The organism is Tenacibaculum profundi, assembly GCF_057162725.1.
On the sequence record NZ_CM169894.1, the window covers coordinates 3,183,666 to 3,203,284 of the forward strand.

At 31.5% G+C, this 19,619-nt stretch carries 16 protein-coding genes and 1 tRNA gene; 13 read left to right on the plus strand and 4 right to left on the minus strand.

The window, feature by feature from the left end; translation table 11 throughout:
• Positions 1-24: 24 nt before the first annotated feature.
• From AC2GW8_RS12900 to AC2GW8_RS12950, 11 genes are all read left to right on the plus strand, one after another.
• Complete coding sequence (locus AC2GW8_RS12900; RefSeq protein ID WP_440880284.1) at positions 25-1,170, plus strand: hypothetical protein; 1,146 nt, start codon at positions 25-27, stop codon at positions 1,168-1,170.
• Positions 1,171-1,239: 69 nt separating this feature from the next.
• Positions 1,240-1,944 (plus strand): ABC transporter ATP-binding protein, encoded by a 705-nt coding sequence (locus tag AC2GW8_RS12905; protein WP_440880285.1) that lies wholly within the window; start codon positions 1,240-1,242, stop codon positions 1,942-1,944.
• Entirely contained in the window at positions 1,916-3,079 is a 1,164-nt protein-coding gene (locus AC2GW8_RS12910; RefSeq protein ID WP_440880286.1) for an ABC transporter permease, read from the plus strand. The genes AC2GW8_RS12905 and AC2GW8_RS12910 overlap by 29 nt, the downstream gene beginning before the upstream one ends.
• Positions 3,076-4,350, plus strand: a complete 1,275-nt coding sequence (locus AC2GW8_RS12915; RefSeq protein WP_440880287.1) for an ABC transporter permease — start codon at positions 3,076-3,078, stop codon at positions 4,348-4,350. The genes AC2GW8_RS12910 and AC2GW8_RS12915 overlap by 4 nt, the downstream gene beginning before the upstream one ends.
• A 92-nt stretch (positions 4,351-4,442) precedes the next feature.
• Entirely contained in the window at positions 4,443-5,186 is a 744-nt protein-coding gene (locus tag AC2GW8_RS12920; protein WP_440880288.1) for an outer membrane lipoprotein-sorting protein, read from the plus strand.
• An 8-nt stretch (positions 5,187-5,194) separates the two neighbouring features.
• Positions 5,195-5,914 carry a thioesterase II family protein gene (locus AC2GW8_RS12925; RefSeq protein ID WP_440880289.1) on the plus strand — a complete coding sequence of 240 codons (720 nt, stop codon included), beginning with the start codon at positions 5,195-5,197 and terminating at the stop codon, positions 5,912-5,914.
• 287 nt (positions 5,915-6,201) lie between these two features.
• Complete coding sequence (locus AC2GW8_RS12930) at positions 6,202-7,314, plus strand: hypothetical protein (RefSeq protein ID WP_440880290.1); 1,113 nt, start codon at positions 6,202-6,204, stop codon at positions 7,312-7,314.
• Positions 7,301-7,777: a three component ABC system middle component gene (locus tag AC2GW8_RS12935; RefSeq protein WP_440880291.1), complete on the plus strand. Its 477-nt coding sequence runs from the start codon at positions 7,301-7,303 to the stop codon at positions 7,775-7,777. Before AC2GW8_RS12930 ends, AC2GW8_RS12935 begins: the two co-directional genes overlap by 14 nt.
• Positions 7,774-9,705 carry a DUF3732 domain-containing protein gene (locus AC2GW8_RS12940; protein WP_440880292.1) on the plus strand — a complete coding sequence of 644 codons (1,932 nt, stop codon included), beginning with the start codon at positions 7,774-7,776 and terminating at the stop codon, positions 9,703-9,705. Before AC2GW8_RS12935 ends, AC2GW8_RS12940 begins: the two co-directional genes overlap by 4 nt.
• A 415-nt stretch (positions 9,706-10,120) precedes the next feature.
• Positions 10,121-11,038, plus strand: coding sequence for an alpha/beta hydrolase (locus tag AC2GW8_RS12945; RefSeq protein ID WP_440880293.1), 918 nt, complete (start codon positions 10,121-10,123; stop codon positions 11,036-11,038).
• A 585-nt stretch (positions 11,039-11,623) separates the two neighbouring features.
• Entirely contained in the window at positions 11,624-12,283 is a 660-nt protein-coding gene (locus tag AC2GW8_RS12950; RefSeq protein ID WP_440880294.1) for a DinB family protein, read from the plus strand.
• An 849-nt stretch (positions 12,284-13,132) separates the two neighbouring features.
• On the opposite strand, the gene AC2GW8_RS12955 is transcribed toward AC2GW8_RS12950, so the two are convergent.
• From AC2GW8_RS12955 to AC2GW8_RS12965, 3 genes are all read right to left on the minus strand, one after another.
• A tRNA-Arg gene (locus AC2GW8_RS12955) sits at positions 13,133-13,206 on the minus strand.
• 44 nt (positions 13,207-13,250) lie between these two features.
• Positions 13,251-13,478 (minus strand): putative signal transducing protein, encoded by a 228-nt coding sequence (locus AC2GW8_RS12960; protein ID WP_440880295.1) that lies wholly within the window; start codon positions 13,476-13,478, stop codon positions 13,251-13,253.
• A gap of 10 nt (positions 13,479-13,488) precedes the next feature.
• The gene (locus tag AC2GW8_RS12965) at positions 13,489-13,641 is read right to left on the minus strand and encodes an SsrA-binding protein (protein WP_440880296.1); all 153 of its coding nucleotides are present in this window, start codon (positions 13,639-13,641) and stop codon (positions 13,489-13,491) included.
• A 788-nt stretch (positions 13,642-14,429) separates the two neighbouring features.
• Between AC2GW8_RS12965 and AC2GW8_RS12970 the strand changes: the two genes are divergently transcribed.
• The gene (locus tag AC2GW8_RS12970) at positions 14,430-15,371 is read left to right on the plus strand and encodes a calcium/sodium antiporter (protein ID WP_440880297.1); all 942 of its coding nucleotides are present in this window, start codon (positions 14,430-14,432) and stop codon (positions 15,369-15,371) included.
• A gap of 77 nt (positions 15,372-15,448) precedes the next feature.
• On the opposite strand, the gene AC2GW8_RS12975 is transcribed toward AC2GW8_RS12970, so the two are convergent.
• A complete protein-coding gene (locus tag AC2GW8_RS12975; RefSeq protein WP_440880298.1) occupies positions 15,449-16,471 on the minus strand; it encodes a glutamine synthetase beta-grasp domain-containing protein in 1,023 nt (340 codons plus the stop codon).
• Positions 16,472-16,662: 191 nt separating this feature from the next.
• Between AC2GW8_RS12975 and AC2GW8_RS12980 the strand changes: the two genes are divergently transcribed.
• Entirely contained in the window at positions 16,663-18,846 is a 2,184-nt protein-coding gene (locus AC2GW8_RS12980) for a glutamine synthetase III family protein (protein ID WP_440880299.1), read from the plus strand.
• Positions 18,847-19,619 lie beyond the last annotated feature (773 nt).

The window sequence follows — 19,619 nt, forward strand, 5'->3', positions numbered from 1 at the left end:
CTGTAGTTTACTTTAATATAATAGATGAAAATTATAAATAAAGTAAACTATCACACCTATATAATGTGTGGTATTTTAATAGTGTTCTGTAATAATCTATATGGGCAAAAAAAGGTGGAGTTTTCAGGACAATTATCAGGACTGGTAAATTATTCTCCCAATAATGAGATGAATATGTTTCTGGGGACAAGGTATATTCCAGAACTACAATTCAATAAAAAATTAGATACCATTAGCGATTTAAATATTGAAGCTTCGTTAAATGTATCTAGTAATTTATTATTTAAACCTTTTTATAAGTCGGTAACAACGAACGAAATTAATCCATATAGGTTGTGGATTCGGTATTCAAGAAGAAAATTTGAGGCTCGATTCGGACTTCAAAAAATTGATTTTGGATCAGCTTCTATTATTAGACCTTTACAATGGTTCAACCAAATAGACGCAAGAGACCCTTTACAGTTAACGAATGGTGTTTACGGAGCTTTATTCAAATACTATTTTAAGAACAATACTAATATTTGGGCTTGGGTATTATACGGAAACGATAAACGCAGAGGTTTTGATCTTTTTATCAGTGAAAAATACCAGCCAGAATATGGCTTTAGAGCGCAATTACCAATAACAAAAGGAGAAATAGCCTTATCATATCATAGTAGAGGTGTTTCTTTAAACTATAACCTACCAATAGATAATAGTCAAGAATATAGGTTTGGAGTTGATGTTAAATGGGATTTCATTGTAGGTGTATGGATAGAAGCTTCCCATATAAAGCTGCAAAAAAATATCGGAATTTTAACCAATCAATCTTTAATTAATGTAGGAGCTAGTTACACGTTTGGTTTAGGAAATGGATTGAATACAAATGTTGAGCATATGATCAATACCATAGAAGATGAAAGTTTTACTTTTCAAAACAATAACCATTTTACAGCCATTACACTGCAATACCCCTTTGGTTTTTTTGATAGCCTAAATCTTGTTAGCTATTTTACTTGGAAGGATAATTCTACCGTAGTTATGTTAAACTATCAACACCAGTTTGAAGCAGTAACAGGATATTTAATGGGGTATTACAACCCAACCAACGCTATAAACCTACCCGACAATCAATTTATAAATGCCTTTTCAGGCTTTGGAATACGATTAATGGCGGTTTTTAACCATTAAAAAGAGATGATATAACACAATAAATATATACCAATGCAAGACCAAAACATAGTAATAAAATTAAACAATATGTCTAAAAGCTTTCAAGTAGGAGGCAAGGACTTTTTAGCATTAAAAAACATAAATCTCAGTTTTCAATTAGGAGAGTTTACAGGATTAGTAGGGCCAAGCGGTTCTGGAAAAACAACATTACTCAATATTATAGGGAGCTTAGATAAACCAACAGCGGGAGAAGCAATTGTTTTAGATAAAAACATAGCCACTTTATCACACAAGGCAGCTGCAAAATTGCGTAATCAAACGATTGGATTTGTATTCCAAAGTTACAACTTATTGCCTATTTACACGGTATATGAAAACGTAGAATTTGCTTTAATTCTACAAAATAAAAGTGCTACCTACAGAAAAAAACAAGTTTGGGAAGTATTAGAGCAAGTTGGTTTACAAGACTTGGCAAATAAAAGACCCGATAAGCTTTCCGGAGGCGAATGTCAAAGAGTAGCAATCGCTAGAGCCATGGTTAAAAAACCTAAGATTTTATTAGCCGATGAACCAACGGCAAATTTAGATGCAGAAAATGCTCACAGAATAATGCAAACGCTACAAGAGTTAAATGAAAATTATGATACCACTTTTATTTTTTCAACACATGATGAAAAGGTAATGCAATATCTAAAAAGAAAAATAGTCTTGATAGATGGGGTTGTTGCGAATAATAGTGTTCAAAAAATAAAAATATCAAACCATGAAATTAGCACTCAAATTAGCCTTTAAAAATTGCATTAAAAGTGGTGTCAGAACTTGGTTAAATGCAGGAATTCTCTCCTTTGCTTTTATTTTAATTCTTTTCTTCAATGGATTAATGGACGGATGGAATGAAGAAACTAAAAAAGAAACGATTGCATGGGAATATGGAGAAGGTCAAATTTGGAGTAAAAAGTACGATCCTTTGGACCCTTTTTCATTGAAAAACTCAGTTACAGAAATGCCAGAAGAATTAAAAGGTGTAGGAACTCCAATACTAATTCAGCAAGGTAGTATTTACCCTCAACAAAGATTCATTCCTGTTCAATTAAAAGGAATCGACTTAGAGCAACATATTTTAAAAATTCCAACAGAGATATTGGCTCAAAGTAAGGCAGAAATTCCTGTATTAATAGGAAAAAGAATGGCAAAAATAACACAACTAAAAGTAAACGATCAAGTACTTCTTAGATGGAGAGATACGCATGGGGTTTATGATGCGAAACAGCTTACAGTGGTAGGAATATTTGATACAAATGTGGGAGCTATTGACAATGGTCAGCTTTGGATGTCATTAAAAACATTACAAAAAATGACCAGATTAGAGAATAAAGCCACTATTTGGATAGCAAATAACAAACAAGCGAAATACCGAGTCGCTGGATTAAAGGCATGGAAGTTTGTTGGGTTGAAAGAATTATTAAAAGATATTGAAGAAATGGTTGAAATTAAAAAATCTAGCAATGCTATTTTTTATTTGATGCTATTATCGATTGCTTTATTAGCCATTTTTGATACCCAAGTACTGTCCATTTTCAGGAGACAAAAAGAAATCGGTACTTATTTAGCATTGGGTTTAACCAAAACCAAAGTAATGCTCATATTTACATTAGAAGGTGTGATGTATAGTTTTTTGGCAATTCTCTTAGGAGCTGCCTATGGGATCCCTTTGTTATGGTATTTACAAAAAAAAGGTTTGTACATACCAAACTCAGATGATTTAGGAATGGCGATAGCAGATCGTATTTACCCTTATTATACGGTAGATTTAATCATACAAACTATTCTTTTAATCGTAATTTCTGCAACCATCGTTAGCTATTTACCAGCGCGAAAAATAGCAAAGTTAAATCCAGTCAATGCACTAAAAGGAAAATTATTATGATACAATTTTTTCTAAAAGGAATTATAAGAGACAAAGGAAGAAGTTTACTTCCGCTTACGATTATAGCTTCAGGAGTAGCACTAACTCTCCTATTAAGTGGTTACATACGTGGCGTTATGGGAGATATGGTAGAACAGAATGCAAATTTTGATACAGGACACTTAAAAGTAATGACCAACGCCTATGCAAAAGAAAGAGAGCAATTACCTAATGATCTTGCTATCCTAGCATTGGATTCTTTAAAAGGCACGTTGCAAAATAAATACACAAATATAACTTGGGTAGAGAGAATAAAGTTTGGTGGCTTGTTAGATGTACCTGATGAAAATGGAGAAACCTTAAAACAAGGACCGGTATCTGGTTTGGCTATTAATTTGAATACAGAGCAATCCTCAGAAATAAATAGACTGCATATCAAAGAAGCTATTGTAAAAGGGAAATTGCCCAATACTAAAGAAGAAATTCTTTTGGGAGATGCCTTATTTGAAAGGTTATCATTAAAAATAGGTGACAAAGTAACCTATATAGGAACGACTATGAACGGAAGTATGACTTCCTATAATTTCAGAGTTGCAGGAACACTTCATTTTGGTAATACGGTCATGGATAATAGTAGTATTCTGATTGATATTAAAGGAGCTCAAGTAATGTTAGATATGGAAGATGCTGCAAGTGAACTTTTAGGATATTTCAAGAGGGGGGCTTATAATGATCTAAAAGCTACCAATATTGCCGCTAACTTTAATGCAGCATTTTCGGAATCAAAAGATGCTTTTGCTCCTATCATGGAAACCTTAAAAAATCAAAATAATCTAGCTGCTTATATAGATTATACCGACCTATATGCAGGTTTGTTTATTATGTTATTTGTAATCGCGATGTCGGTTGTATTATGGAATACAGGACTTCTAGGAGGGTTAAGACGATTTCAAGAATTTGGTGTGCGATTGGCTCTGGGTGAAAGTAAAAATCACTTATATAAATCGTTGCTAATAGAAGCTTTTTTAATAGGTATTATAGGGTCGGTAATAGGAACAGTAATCGGAGTAGGAATGACTGTTTATTTGCAAGTGTATGGAATAGACATTTCGCCTTATTTGAAAAAAACATCCATGATGGTGCCATCAATCGTAAGAGCAAAATTTACTATAGATTTACTTTATATAGGATTTATACCAGGAGTATTAGCCATCATGCTAGGCAATATTTTATCGGGCATGGTAATTTATAAAAGAAAAACAGCTGAATTATTCAAAGAACTCGAAGTATAAAACAAAGTTAATATAAACAGAAAATAGTTGCAACACATATCGAAAGAACATTCAATAAATACCTCACCTGGTGAGGAAAAAACAACAAAATCATGAAAAAAATAATAAGCCTATTTATGCTAATAGTAACACTACACATATTAGGGCAAAAAAAAGCAGTAACAGCTGATCAAATACTAGCAAAAGTAGATGGAAACATAGTGTCTAAAGAACGTATAATACAATCGCAAATGGTTATTTATGGGAAAAGAAGAAATAGAACCATTGTCTCCAAAGGCTATTCTAAAGGGAATGAAAAATCGTTTATCGAATACTTACAGCCAAAAAGAGAAAGAGGTACTAAGATGTTAAAGTTAAAAAATCGTTTATGGATATACTCTCCTTCGTCAGACAGAACTATACAATTGTCAGGTCATTTACTACGACAATCGGTCATGGGATCAGATTTATCTTATGAAGATGTGTCAAGTAATGAAAAATATAGTGCCTTGTACCATTCAAAATTAATAGGGGAAGCTACTTTTAACGAAAGAAAAGCCTGGGTTATTGATTTGGTCGCTAAAAATGATGAAGTGAACTATCAAAAAAGAAAAATATGGGTAGACCAAGAAAGATTCATTCCTTTAAAAGAAGAAATGTATGCTAAAAGCGGACAAAAGCTTAAAGAAGTAAAGGTGTTGGATGTAATGAAAATACAAAGTAAGTGGTATCCTAAAGTAACCAATTATAAAGATGTACTAAAAGAAGGAAAGGGTACAGATTTTATCATTGAATCTATGGAGTTAGAAGCAACAATATCAGAAGATATTTTTAATAAATCATCATTAAAAAAATAAACGGACGTATGAAAATAATAGCATTTCCTTTTGCCGGAGGCAACAGTTATTCTTTTAAATTTTTAGAGACAGAGCTACTAAAGCATAACATCGCTATGGAAACCATTGAGTACCCAGGAAGAGGCAATAGAGTATCGGAAGCGTTAGTAGGCGATATTGAAGATATTAAGAAAAAAATAATGGCTCAAGTACTTCAAAAGGTAATGAATATTGGTGATCACGAACCCTACGTATTGTATGGTCATAGTATGGGAGGGCTCACCGCGTATTTAATTGCACTCGAATTAATGAAAACGAAATTACCTGCACCAAAACGTTTAATAGTATCAGGAAAAAGTGCTCCTGCTATTAAATACAATAGAGGAATTAGTAAAATGACAAGTGAAGATTTTTGGAGAACCATGCAGGCAATTGGAGGAACTCCTGAAGAATTATTGCAGAATGACATGTTAAAAAAGTTTTACGAACCCATTATAAAGTCAGATTACAAGGCCGTAGAGGATTTTGAATACAAGCAAGAAAGAAAACTAAAATATCCGATCGATGTTTTTTATGGGAGCGATGATATTTTTCCTTTGGAACAAATGACGCCCTGGGGACAAGAAACTGTTGAAAAGATGAAAACATACGAACTTACTGGTGGACATTTTTTTATTTATGATCACGTACCTGTTTTGGTAAATCATTTTAAATCTGTTCTAGAAGTTGGTAACGAATTGAAGGTATGATTGACTAACAATTACGGGTTGCCTTAACTCTAAAAGTAGTATCAAAAACTATTTTAGCGCTGGTAGTTCTGGTGACAAAAATAAAAAAACGTTTGTACTTATTGGTACATGAGTACAAATGTTTGTTGATATGGTTTTGGTTTTTAAAAGCTTAGTGTTTTAGGCAGGTTTAGGCGATTTTTTTAGACAAAAAGTGCTTAAAAAAAATATGAAATAGGCTATATTTACAAGAAAAATATATGTAATTCTGCATATCTGCTAGTTAATTCTTATAAATAGAATAAAATATGAGTTCGAAATCGGATGCTTCTACTAAAATTTTAGGCTTTAAATACCAAGAAATGGTTGCTTTAAAGGAATGTTTTGAAGCAAAAGATGGGACAAAAATTTATTTAGAATGCCTGGGAGATGTTTCGGACGGAAAAATATCAACAGAGGTTAAACACTCTATCCAAGATGATAAAAAATTAATCGATACCCATATTGACTTTTGGAAAACTCTTTACAATATAATTGAAGAATATGATACTTTTCGATTTTATGATAAATTCATTCTTCATACAACAGCAGAAATAAAAAAAGGATCAATATTTGAGCACTGGGAAACTTTAGATAAATATGCTAAAAAAAAGAAAGTAATTTCTATTGCATCAAATAAAACAATAAAAAAATATTCTAATAAAGTAAAAAAATTTGATTCAAATGGATTAGAGGACATTCTTGATAAATTTAAAATAAAGGACAATCAAAAATCAGCAAAAGAATATTATATAGATGTTCTTGTTAATCATATAGCAATCATAAGCATAATACAAGAACCATACAGAAAGCCTTTTTTATGTTCTTTACTTGGTTATATTTCAGTCTCGTTGATAGAATCTGAAGGATATAAATGGGAGATTGATATTGAGTCTTTTAGAGAAAACTTTCGATCATTTGCCAAACAATATGAAATTCAAGATCTAAAATTCCCAATTTCAAGTGTAACAGCAGATAAAACCTCCAAAGGTAATTTTCATTTCGTGAAAGCATTGGAAGATATAGGATATGAATTAAAAATAGGTTTGTCAATGAATAATTATTTAAAAGCATCAGATAGTCAGTTCAAAATAATTAAAGCAAGAAATAGTTTGAGTGAAAATCTCGAAAATTACGATGAAGATATTAAGGACATAGTTTTAGAGCTTAAAATTAGCCATATTGATCAACTTACTTCCAAATCTGATATAAATGAGAAGTCAAGACGTTTTTTTGATGATGGTATTGAACAAGTCTCTTCTAAGACAAAAATAGAAGGGATTACAAATACAAGAGCATATTATCCTAAAGGTCGATTATTACATAACATAGAAGTCAAAAACATAAATATTAATTTAGATACGAAAAATGAAAGCAACTGATTTAGAAAGATTGGTTTTTTCACCGTTTCATACAAGTAAAATTTTACATTACTTTTTAAGTGGTGCCAAATCTGTTAATTCAAAATGTATAAAAACGGAATTAGTATATCTTTTATTACCTTTTATCTATAATAATCAAATTCAAAGTAAACTAAAAAATTTAAAAACAAATTCTAAATTCAATGCTTTTATTGTCAACACAGATTTTGATATTTTCATTAGTTCTCTAAATCAAAGAATAAATGATTATCGTAAAACAACAAATACTGCTATTATTATTCTTGCAAATGAAATTGACTTAGATATAAATGAATTTTTGATTTCAAATATTGAAATTCATTACAGAGAAGAAAAAGATATATACTTAAAACCTATTTATAAATCAGCTTATAATTTAGGTGTTATATTAGGAAAAGAACAATATTTATCGGTATTTAAAAAGCTTAGAATTACAGAGATATGAGTACAACTATAAAACAAATAGCCATTTTTAATGATACTGGGAATAAGCGTTACATTCCTTTCAATGATGGTTTAAACATCATAACTGGCGATTCTAAAACTGGTAAAAGTGCACTTATCGAAATAATTGATTATTGTTTGTTTTCATCAAGGTCAAGTGTTCCTGTTGGTAAGATAACTGATTTTGCAAAGTTATTTGTAGTTGTTTATAAAGTAAACGAGTTTTACATTGTTATTGGTCGTCCTGCACCAAATACAGGGAATATGAGAAGTGCTTATCTAAATATTGAAACTGATTATAAAACAATTGAAGATATTAATTATGATTATTTTAATGAGATATCATTAAAACCAATTAAAAATGATATTCAAACTGAATTTGAAGAAATACTAGGTTTGTCGTTAAAAAATTTGGAATCAGATTACGAGAATTTCGGTAAATTATCGATTAGAGATACTGTTTCTTTTCTTTTCCAGCATCAAAACTTAATTGCAAATAAACATTCACTATTCTATAGATTTGATGAGATAGCCAAGCGTAAAAGAGTTATTCAAGCCTTACCCGTATTATTAGGTATAGTAGATAGTGAATATTATCAATTGGTAAAACTAATTAAAGAAACTGAAAGAAAAATAAAAGCTGAAGAAAAAGTTTTAGCTCGTATTCAGGAAAATAAAACGAACCAAATAGATAATATTAGAGACCAAATACAAATTTACTATACAATGTTAGACCTTACTCTAGAAGAAGGACTTTCATTACGTGAATTAAAAAAGATAGGTCTTAATCTCCCTATTCCACCAAAGATACTCACAGACCAAACAAAATCATTTACTAAACTAGCTCATTTAGAAAACGAAAGAGAAGTGCTCTATGTTGAGAAAAATGAAATTGAAAAAGCTATTTCCAGTCTTCTATCAAATTCAGAAGATAGTTTAGCTTATGCAAAACATTTACGACAAACAAAGGCTAAACAAAATTATAATACTTCAATTGATGAATTAGCTTGTCCGCTTTGTGACAATTCAGTTTCACATATAAGTGAAAATATTAATAAATTAAATGAATCTAAAAACAAATTAATTGAAGAATTAACTAAAGTAAATACCTTTTCAAAGGACAGTACCCAGATAATTGAGAAATTTAGAAAAGATAAAAAAGTTATTACAACCAAAATAAAATTAATTTCCAAAAATATTGAAATACTTACTAAAGAAAATATTGATTTAGAAAAAATAAAAGGAAAACGAGAATCAATAATACACCAAAAGGGTGTATTAGAAACGACAATCAAACATCTTTTAGAATCTAATGATTTAGCCAAGTTTAATACTGATTTAACTACTTTAAAAGAACAATTAAAAGAGTACAATAAAAGAATTTTAAAATATAATGATATCAAGCAATTCAAGGTTAAAACAGAATTATTCATAAAAGAACAAATGGATAGAATTGCGAGTAAACTAGATTTTGAAAAGGAACTTAAACCCATTGATTTTTATTTTAATATTGATGATTTTAGTTTTTATCATAAACACAAATCAGATAAGATAAGATTATATGAAATGGGAAGTGGAGCAAATTGGTTGGCTTGTCATCTTTCTTTGTTTTTATCTTTATTGCATTTATCTTGTAGCAATTCTGAATCTATAATTCCGTCATTTTTAATAATCGATCAACCAAGTCAAGTATATTTTCCAAGAACAGCTAAAAAAAGTGAATTAGACTCTGAAGACGCTAAAAAATATGATGAAAACATTGAACAAGTAATTAAAATATTTAAAGTATTAAATGAAGAAATTGAATTGATATTTAAGAATACAAATGTAAAGCCTCAAATAATTGTATTAGAACATGCTAATGAGAAGGAGTTTGAGAAATACATAATTAGAGATTGGGTGAAAAGTGAAGGTAAAGGATTAATATGAAAACGTCATATAATATAACATTGTTTACAATAAATAGCGGTTTTAGTACCAAAATATAAATGTAAAACCAAGGCTTTTTAAAAAAAGAAGAAGTTTATGTGTAAAAATTAATTGCTGTTCACACGCGAGATTTTTAGCAATAGCCTAAAATTCGAAAATTATACGCTTTGATACCAAATACTATAATTGATTAATTTAGTGGTTTTTCAATAAAAATAACTTATACCAAAGTATTCTTTATAATTCCGTCACCAACAGAAAACTTTGAGTAGGATATAGATTAGGCTAAGTTAAAACCTTAAGAATATAGCATACTATCATAATAAAATCATAAAAAAGATAAGTCTGTAACAAAAGTTACAATTACCAACATAGAAATAGCGTTTCTTTAGCTAAAATTTAAAAAATAAATAGCATGAAAGAACTTTGGAACTTTTTTTCAAGAGAGGAAACAGACTATCAGTACAGCCCAACACTTTGGACAAAACGTTTACCAAAGGAGGAATTACTTCCTACGCATATTGATAGTACAACAAATAGCAGTAATCAATATAGGGAAGCCATGGGTAATCAGCTTCAAACAGTGCCTTTCGGGAAAGGTGAATATGCTGGTCAGATGGATGTTTTTCGTCCAAATAATCTTCCTGAAAACGCCCCAATTGTTATCTACATCCATGGCGGATGGTGGCAATGGTTTTCAAAGGAACAATTTTCCTTTTTAGCAGCACCTTTCAATAAAAAAGGAATGGCGGTATATATGCCAGGGTATCGTTTGGCACAAGATTGGGAAAATGATGGGCCCATAGAGTCTATCGTTGCTCAAATGGAAGCTGCAGTAGCAGCCATACTGCAAGAGGCCTGTGATAAGAATTCGCCAGCAGTATACCTTATAGGGCACTCAGCAGGAGGGCATTTAGTATCGATGCTGCACCAAACTGATTGGAGTACCTACAATGTACCCAAAGAGGCACAGAATAAAATAAAAGCTGTTTTTTCTTTAGCAGGAGTGTTTGATCTTCGTTTTTTGCTTAACAGTTACGTCAATGATGTAATTAAAATGTCTATTCAATCGGCTGAGAAAATGAGTCCCCAATTACGAGAGAGGAATATAAACTCATTGTGTCCAATTCATTTAGTCTTGCCAGAATTTGATACTGCCGAGTTTTTTAGGCAAACAAAAGAATATCAACAAAAACTATTGCAAGAAGAACAGATCTGTCATTTACACGTGGCTCATAATAAAGATCACCTGAGTATCATAGAAGACCTAGAAAATGATCAGGACGAACTTTTCAATTACCTATTTCAGCACATGGAGAAAAGTAGGCAATAATAGCGTCAAAACTTAGATCACACTCATGGTCGGAACGTAATGCGTACCACTCTTTTGAAAGAATACAATTAGAAAACGTTTTGTAATTTAAAAATACAATTAAAAAAAATAAGCAGGAAGCCCTATAAAGCTTCCTGTTTTTTGCACCATAGTATCCTTGTAAAAGTGTTTTCTGAAATACAAAAAATATGAGTGAAAAAGTGCTTAAAAAAAATGAATAAAATTACACTCAGAAACAGTTGAAATACAATCTGAATTGATTACTTGACGCATTGGTATGTGTTTGTTTACAAGTATTCAATGTTAGTAACAAAATTGAATTGCGTTTATAAAGTATTTCCTATAATTAGATTCTTGTTATTTGGCTACATTTGTTAAGAAGAAAGCTATGTAAAAGTTAGATGCCTTACTAAATGATATTAAGCTTAAACATTGTAGTTTAGATAGATATATGAATTTTTTTCCTGATTGTTAGTAGAGAATGTAAAATAGTACATAAAAATGGAAAGCATAAAAGGAGCGAGAAAATCATACCATAGCTAATAAAGCAAAAATGATTAGCTAAAATTTTGAAATTTAATTATTATGAAAAATAATACAACAACCAGTCGAAGAAATTTTATAAAGAAAAGTACATTATTTGCTGTGGGAGCAGGAAGTACAATTGCTTTTCCAACACCTACTTTTGGAAATCACAAATCAGATTCAGAGAAAATTAATGTGATAGGGCCCAAAGAAGGGTATAGTTCACAAATAGGGACATTAGTTTCTATGATGAACTGGATGCGAAATACAATTTTAATGCCTGTAAAGGGAATGTCTGTTGAAGATTTAGATTTCTTAATAGATGATAAAGCAAATTCTATTGGAGCAATGCTTTGGCATTTAGCAGCAACAGAAAGGTTTTACCAAATTCACACATTCGAGGGGAAAAAATGGGGGGATTGGAGTTTGAAAGATAAGAAAGAATGGGAAATTGCATCTGGCCTAGGAGATAAAGCTCGACAAAAAATAAAAGGGAATAGTTTGGATTTTTATCTCGAAAAATTAGAGAATACAAGAAAAAATACACTTCAAGAATTTGCAAAACGCGATGATAATTGGTTAATGAAAGTTGATGAAGATTGGTTTTGGGGACCAACGAATAATTATTGTAAATGGTTTCACGTTTGCGAACATGAATCAAATCACAATGGACAATTTAAGTTTATAAAGAGTAGATTGCCATCAAGTAAGGAGGAATAAAATCTGTTTTTTTAAAAATCGTACTGAATAGGAGTACCGTAATTAAAGTAATTGATCATTTTAAATAAAGAGTCTCCTGGTGTTTCTATGGTAAAATAAAACAATACAAAAGTTGAAATCTTAGACTTGAGAAACTAGATAAAAAGTCTTAAAATAACCTGCTATTTTTAATAAAAAAAACCCGCTCAAAAAACTGAGCGGGAAAATTGCTATGAAAAAGAACTCAAGACGTCTCTTGAGTTTTGTAAAGTTACTGTATTTTTTGCTAACAAAATGCAACTAATTTCCTAAAGGAGCTTTTTTTTAGCTTTTAAGGTAAAAATTACTATAAAATTATATCATTTATAAGGTTATTGATTGAAAAAGAGAGAGGTATTGCTTTAAATAAGTAGCATAATAACGATTAATGGTTATAACAAGAGGTTTAATTTATTATAAGTAATTACTTTACTGTCTTAATATCATTTTAAATAGTGTATGCGTTAACAAACGCATTTAAAATAAAAGGTGTCGGAATTTAGTTTTTTAGATTCAGGTTAATTAAAATAATTTAAAATTTGTTGCCTTAGTTTTTTATTTAGCAAATCCCTTTGCTGAATAGATTCTAAATATGAGTTTTTTCTTTCTGTTTTTTTAGGTTAATACTCTGAAAAATGCACATAAAAATGATGATAATTAAAATGTAGAGGTAGTCGGAATTAGCTTGTTTAGATATATTCGCTATTTAATAAAAAAACTAAATGAAAAATTAGCAGTAAAGCGCTGGATTGAAGGGAATGTCAATATTTCTCACATACCTATTTTATAAAATAATAAAAGCTTCTCAATAAATTTATTGAGAAGCTTTTGTGACCTCGGCAGGATTCAAACCTGCAACCTCTTGAGCCGTAATCAAGTGCACTATTCAGTTATGCTACGAGGCCATTTTGCGGGTGCAAATATATAAATATATTTCAATTATTGAAGACTAATTTTCAATTTCTTTTTTAAAATTTTCAATAATTTTTTTAGCATTCTCTAAATCAGTATTTAATATGTGCAACTCAACAGAATCACCAGTAGTACCAAAACCAGCAAGCCTTGCCGATTCTTTTTCATCTTTAACAATGAACCTACTTTTGTTTTTTTCTAAAAGTGTGGCTAGGCGATTTACTAAAATGCCCGAACCAGTGTATACTCTAATATATTCTTCCATAATAATGATTTTATTTTAATGAATTTATAGTGACAAAAGCCCTCCATCCAATAATAGCTAGTTGAAGTTTTGAAGCTGAAGAAATGTCCAACTGTTTTTTTGTAAAGGAAGGCAGTAGAATTTTATTTAATTTGGCTAGTAATTTAAATGTGGTTGTTTTCATTTGGTGAATTTGATATAGTTCAAAAATAGTCAAAATAACTTTAGAATAGGCGGGTTTATCATCTCTTATGTATAGATTAACAGCCCTTCCTAAATTGAAGCTTTTCTAAAATGAATAAAATATTCTTCAGAGTTGTTACTGTTTTAAAAACAGTGTTTTATGTTTTGTTATATGGATGTATTTCTAGATAAAGGTACCCAAAAGAATCGTTTAAAACATACTGTTTTTGCAGAGTATTATATTTATTTTGATATTTTCAATAATATGTTCTCTAACAAAAAATACTGTTAAACAAATCATTTAAATATGGACTCTTTATAAAAAGACAAGCTAGACTACAAATCGATTTTTAATTCTAAAAAAGATAGCTTATTAAATTGATAATAGCTATAATTAATCTTAAGGTAATGTGAATCATAGGATTGGTTGGTTTTAAAGTAAGTTGTTCTTAATCATTGTGTTAATTCTTGTAAAGATAAGGTAAAGCCGACAGTCTGTACAAATGAAATTGAAAGTATTTTTTAAATGACATCCATAAGTGCAGTTAAATTGATGATGACCGCTTTATTAAGTTTATTATGTGTTTTTTGAGATGGATTGTGTTATTTGATCAGTACTTTTTTTAATTGTTTAACCAAATAAGAAAAACATTATTTTTCGAAATTCCATCCTATGGTATTTTTTAGCTAAGTAAGTACTAAAAATAGTTAGCTAATTGGAGTAGGATTTTACACAATTAAGAAAATCTTATACGTTTCAAAAACCCTATCTTCGCAAAAAAATATTCAATGAGCATTGTATATATTGTCATAGGTTTAACGCTGTTAGTTTTTGGAGGAAATTGGCTTTTAAAAGCTGCCGTAGGTCTTTCATTAAAATTGAACATACCGAAAATTGTAATTGGAATGACTGTTGTTTCTTTTGCTACTTCAGCACCTGAATTAATAGTAAGTATTAAGTCAGCCTTAGAAGGAGCTACCGGATTGGCTGTTGGAAATGTAATTGGTTCTAATATAGCAAATTTGGCATTGGTATTGGCGATAACAGTTATTCTATCGCCCATTCAAGTGGAAAAGAGTTTTTATACAACAGATTGGCCTATAATGATGATTGCTTCAGCAATGCTGTATTTTTTTATAGCTTACGATCATACAATTCAAACCTACGAAGGTGTAATTTTATTTATAACATTACTACTTTTTCTTATTTATTTATTACGTTTTCAGAAACAAGCAGTAGTAGACGAAATGCCTGAGGATGATGAGGCGTTACCAGTGCCCAAGATTATTTTCTTTTTAATTATTGGTGGATTCGGCTTATGGGGAGGCTCAGAACTTCTCATCAATGGATCCGTTACTTTAGCAAAAAGTTTGGCAGTAAGTGATGCTGTCATTGGCGTAACCATAGTTTCTGTGGGAACAAGTATTCCGGAGTTGGCTGCTTCTATTGTTGCTGTGCTTAAAAAAGAAAAAGCGATATCGTTAGGTAATTTGATCGGTTCTAACGTATTTAACATTTTAGCAGTATTGGGAATTACTTCTATTATTACACCTGTTTATGTGAAAAAAGAAGCAGTTAGTTTAATCAACCACGATATTTTTTGGATGTTAGCTATCTCATTCGTCATACTTCCACTAGTTTTTATTCCTAAAAGTAAAAAACTTAGTTGGAGGGATGGTTTGTTGTTGTTAGGAGCCTACGCTACTTTTATTTATTTAACCATTGTTTAGGAGTCAAAAAGTATCGTTAAAATATAGTTATAAAAAAACCGCTGATTTCAGCGGTTTTTTTGTTTGTATAAATAGTGTTATGCTTTAACTTCAATGTTAGCACTTTTCACAGTGTCAACAATTCTTCCAGCTACTTTATAAGGGTCTGCATTAGATGCAGGTCTTCGGTCTTCTAACCAACCTTTCCAACCTTTTTCAACAGTAATAATTGGAATACGGATAGAAGCTCCACGGTCAGAAATACCGTAGCTAAAATCATTAATAGAGGCTGTTTCGTGAAGTCCTGTTAAACGTTGATCGTTATATTCACCATAAACAGCAATATGTTCTTTTGTTACCGGACGAAAAGCTTCGCAAACCTTTTCATACACTTCTTGGCTACCGCAGGTTCTTAGTAAAGTGTTAGAGAAGTTTGCATGCATACCAGAACCGTTCCAGTCTCCTTTAACTGGTTTTGGATGGTACTCAATATAATATCCGTACTTTTCAGTTAATCGATCAAGTAAATAACGAGCTACCCATATTTCATCACCTGCTTTTTTGGCACCTTTAGCAAACAATTGAAATTCCCACTGACCAGAAGCAACTTCTTGATTAATTCCCTCGAAGTTTAATCCTGCAGCAATACACAAGTTAGCATGTTCTTCTACAAAATCTCTTCCGTGTGTGTTTTTACCACCCACAGAGCAATAATACATTCCTTGCGGACCAGGATAACCACCAATAGGGAAACCTAGCGGAAGTTGTGTGTGAGTATCCATGATAAAGTACTCTTGTTCAAAACCGAACCAGAAATCGTTATCATTGTCATCAATCTTTGCACGGGCATTTGTTGGATGCGGAGTTCCGTCAGCCTTCAAAACTTCGGTCATTACCAAAAAACCATTTTCACGAGCTGGGTCAGGATAAATAGCAACTGGCTTCAATAAACAGTCTGAGTCACCACCTTCTGCTTGTTTTGTTGAAGAGCCGTCAAAAGACCAAACAGGGCAGTCTTCTAATTTCCCACTAAAATCTGCGACAACTTTAGTTTTACTTCTCATGTTTTGAGTTGGATAGTAACCGTCTAGCCAAATGTACTCTAATTTTGATCTACTCATTGATTTTACTTTTTGTACTATAAAATATTGTTGTTGTGTTGTTAAGTGCAAAAATCAGTATTTTTTGTAATACCCCCAAATTTTTAGGGGTTGATTTTTAAAAATAAGTAAATTTTTTAATTGACCCTTGTTTTTTTGGGGGTGTAATTTAATATTTGTTATTTTTGATGTCTTAATATTAAGATTTTGTTATGTCGGTAAGTCGTTTTAGTGCTCTGAAAGAGGTTTTAAATAGAAAAGTTATCCCGGTTGAAGATAAAAAGAGAAGATCAGAGTTGTTTGGTGAGAATGTTTTTAATGAAAGGGCCATGCGTCAACACATGACAAAAGAAGCTTATCAAAGTGTAATGGATGCTATTGAATATGGTATTAAAATCGATAGAAAGATAGCAGATCAAATTGCCGTTAGTATGAAAGAATGGGCGCTTGCAAAAGGAGCAACCCACTATACACATTGGTTTCAGCCTTTAACAGGGGCTACAGCCGAAAAGCACGACGCGTTTTTTGAAACTATTGAAGGGGGAGGAGCAATGGAGCGTTTTGATGGAAGTCAATTGGTGCAACAAGAGCCCGATGCTTCTTCATTTCCTCATGGAGGAATACGAAATACTTTTGAAGCGAGAGGGTATACGGCCTGGGATCCTACCTCTCCTGCATTTATATACGGTACCACATTATGCATACCTACTGTTTTTGTAGCGTATACAGGTGAAGCATTAGATAATAAAGCGCCTTTGCTAAGGGCTCTTCAGGCAGTTGATGAGGCGGCAACGGCTGTTTGTAAGTACTTTGATAAGAATGTTACCAAGGTAAATGCCACCCTGGGATGGGAGCAAGAGTATTTTTTGATTGATAAAGCGTTGGCGGCTACAAGACCTGATATTATGATGACTGGTAGAACGCTTTTGGGGCATGCTTCTGCGAAGGGACAACAGTTAGATGATCATTATTTTGGAACCATTCCTTCAAGGATCATGAACTTTATGCGTGACTTAGAGCAAGAGTGTATGTTACTTGGAATACCGGTAAAAACACGTCATAATGAAGTAGCTCCGAATCAGTTTGAATTGGCTCCTATTCATGAAGAAGCAAATTTAGCGGTAGACCATAATTCGTTATTAATGGATGTAATGGAAAAGGTTTCACAACGCCATAATTTTAAAGTGTTGTTTCATGAGAAGCCGTTTGCAGGAATAAATGGCTCAGGGAAGCATAATAATTGGAGTTTGTCAACCAATACAGGAGTTAATTTATTAAGTCCAGGAAAAACCCCTATGAAAAATTTACAATTTTTAACCTTTTTTGTAAATACAATTAAAGCGGTTTGCGAATACGAGGAATTAATAAGAGCTTCTGTGGCCAGTGCAAGTAATGATCATAGGCTTGGTGCAAATGAAGCGCCTCCAGCAATTGTATCCGTATTTATTGGGTCTCAATTATCCAGTGTATTAGATGAGCTGGAAAATGTAACGAAAGGAAAGTTGTCTCCTCAGGAAAAAACGGACCTAAAGCTTAATATCGTTGGTAAAATTCCTGAAATTCTACTAGATAATACGGACAGAAATAGAACTTCTGCTTTTGCTTTTACGGGAAATAAATTTGAATTGAGAGCGGTTGGATCACGATCTAATTGTGCGGGGCCTATGACCGTGTTAAATACTATAATTGCGAAACAACTTAAAGACTTTAAAAATGAGGTTGATGAATTGGTTGATGGTAAGAAGTTAAAAAAGGACGAGGCAATATTTAATGTTTTAAGAGAGTATATCAAGGCTTCTAAAAAAATTAGATTTGAAGGAGATGGTTATGGGGAAGCATGGGAGAAGGAAGCCAACAAGCGGGGGTTAAGCAATAATAAAACAACTCCAGATGCTTTAAAGGCTCAGGTTTCTAAAAAAGCGATTTCATTGTTTGAAGAAATGAAAGTTATGAATAAGGTAGAAGTACAGGCAAGACACGAAATTGAGTTGGAAGAGTATGTAAAACGAATTCAAATTGAGAGTCGTGTGTTAGCAGATGTAGCTCGTAATCATGTAATTCCAACAGCAATTCAGTACCAAAATACGCTAATTAAAAATGTTAGAGGGCTAAAGGAAATTTTTGAAAACGAGTACGAGTCGTTTGCTAAAGAGCAAATTACATTAATAAAAAAAATATCCAATCACATTGCTGAAATTAATTCTACCATTGAATTGATGACAGAAGAAAGAAAAAAAGCAAATAAGTTAAAAGGTCAAAAAAGTGCAGATACCTATACGCAGAAGGTAAAACCTTACTTTGAGATAATAAGATACCATGCTGATAAATTAGAGTTGTTGGTTGATGATAATCTATGGCCTTTAACCAAATACCGTGAGCTTTTATTTATGCGCTAGTTAATTTAGGGCAAGTTTTTATGTTTACGTAGTTTACAAGGTAAAAAACATAAAAAAAACTTATCAAGTTTTAATTCTTGATAAGTTTGAGTGAAAACCAGCCAAATGTAATCCATTTGCTTTTATTATTTCAAATGTAGGTTGCATGAATGGAAGCGTTGTTTTGATTTTCGTCAATTTGTTTCAGTTTTTATTAAAGAGTTTCTTAAAAACGACAAGTAGTTGCTTTTTTTAAACGGTTAAATTATTTAAAAAAATAAGACAAGAATAATTGATTAGTTGAGTTAAAAAAAACTCCGATGAAGGAGTTTATTTCTATTTTAAAATAGCGTGTTATATACATTTTTGGAATGTATAAATATTTGAGATTCCCGTAACAAATATTACTTAAATTTAAATCAAAAAATACACAAAAGAAACTAGTAAAAACAGGTAAAAGTAACTAGGTGTTTTTGCTAGGTTTTAGCAAGGGTAAACACTTAGTTAAAAAAATGAAACCCACTCAAAAAAATGAGTGGGAAAATTGCTATGAAAAAGAAAGTCTTAAGACGTCTCTTAAGACGAGTGCAAATATCAAGAAGAAGAAGAAGTCAAACAATAGGTAGAATTACTAATTGATGCTCAGTGTAAAGCTGGTTTAGGTTAGGGTAATTGAGGGGTGTCTTTTGTTAAGTTATTTAAAGTCAGTGGTTTTTTTATGGTGGGTGCGATTTTTCTCTTAAATAATAAAGAGTATTCTCTTTGAAAGTTTCATGTTTTAAATTAATTTCGCG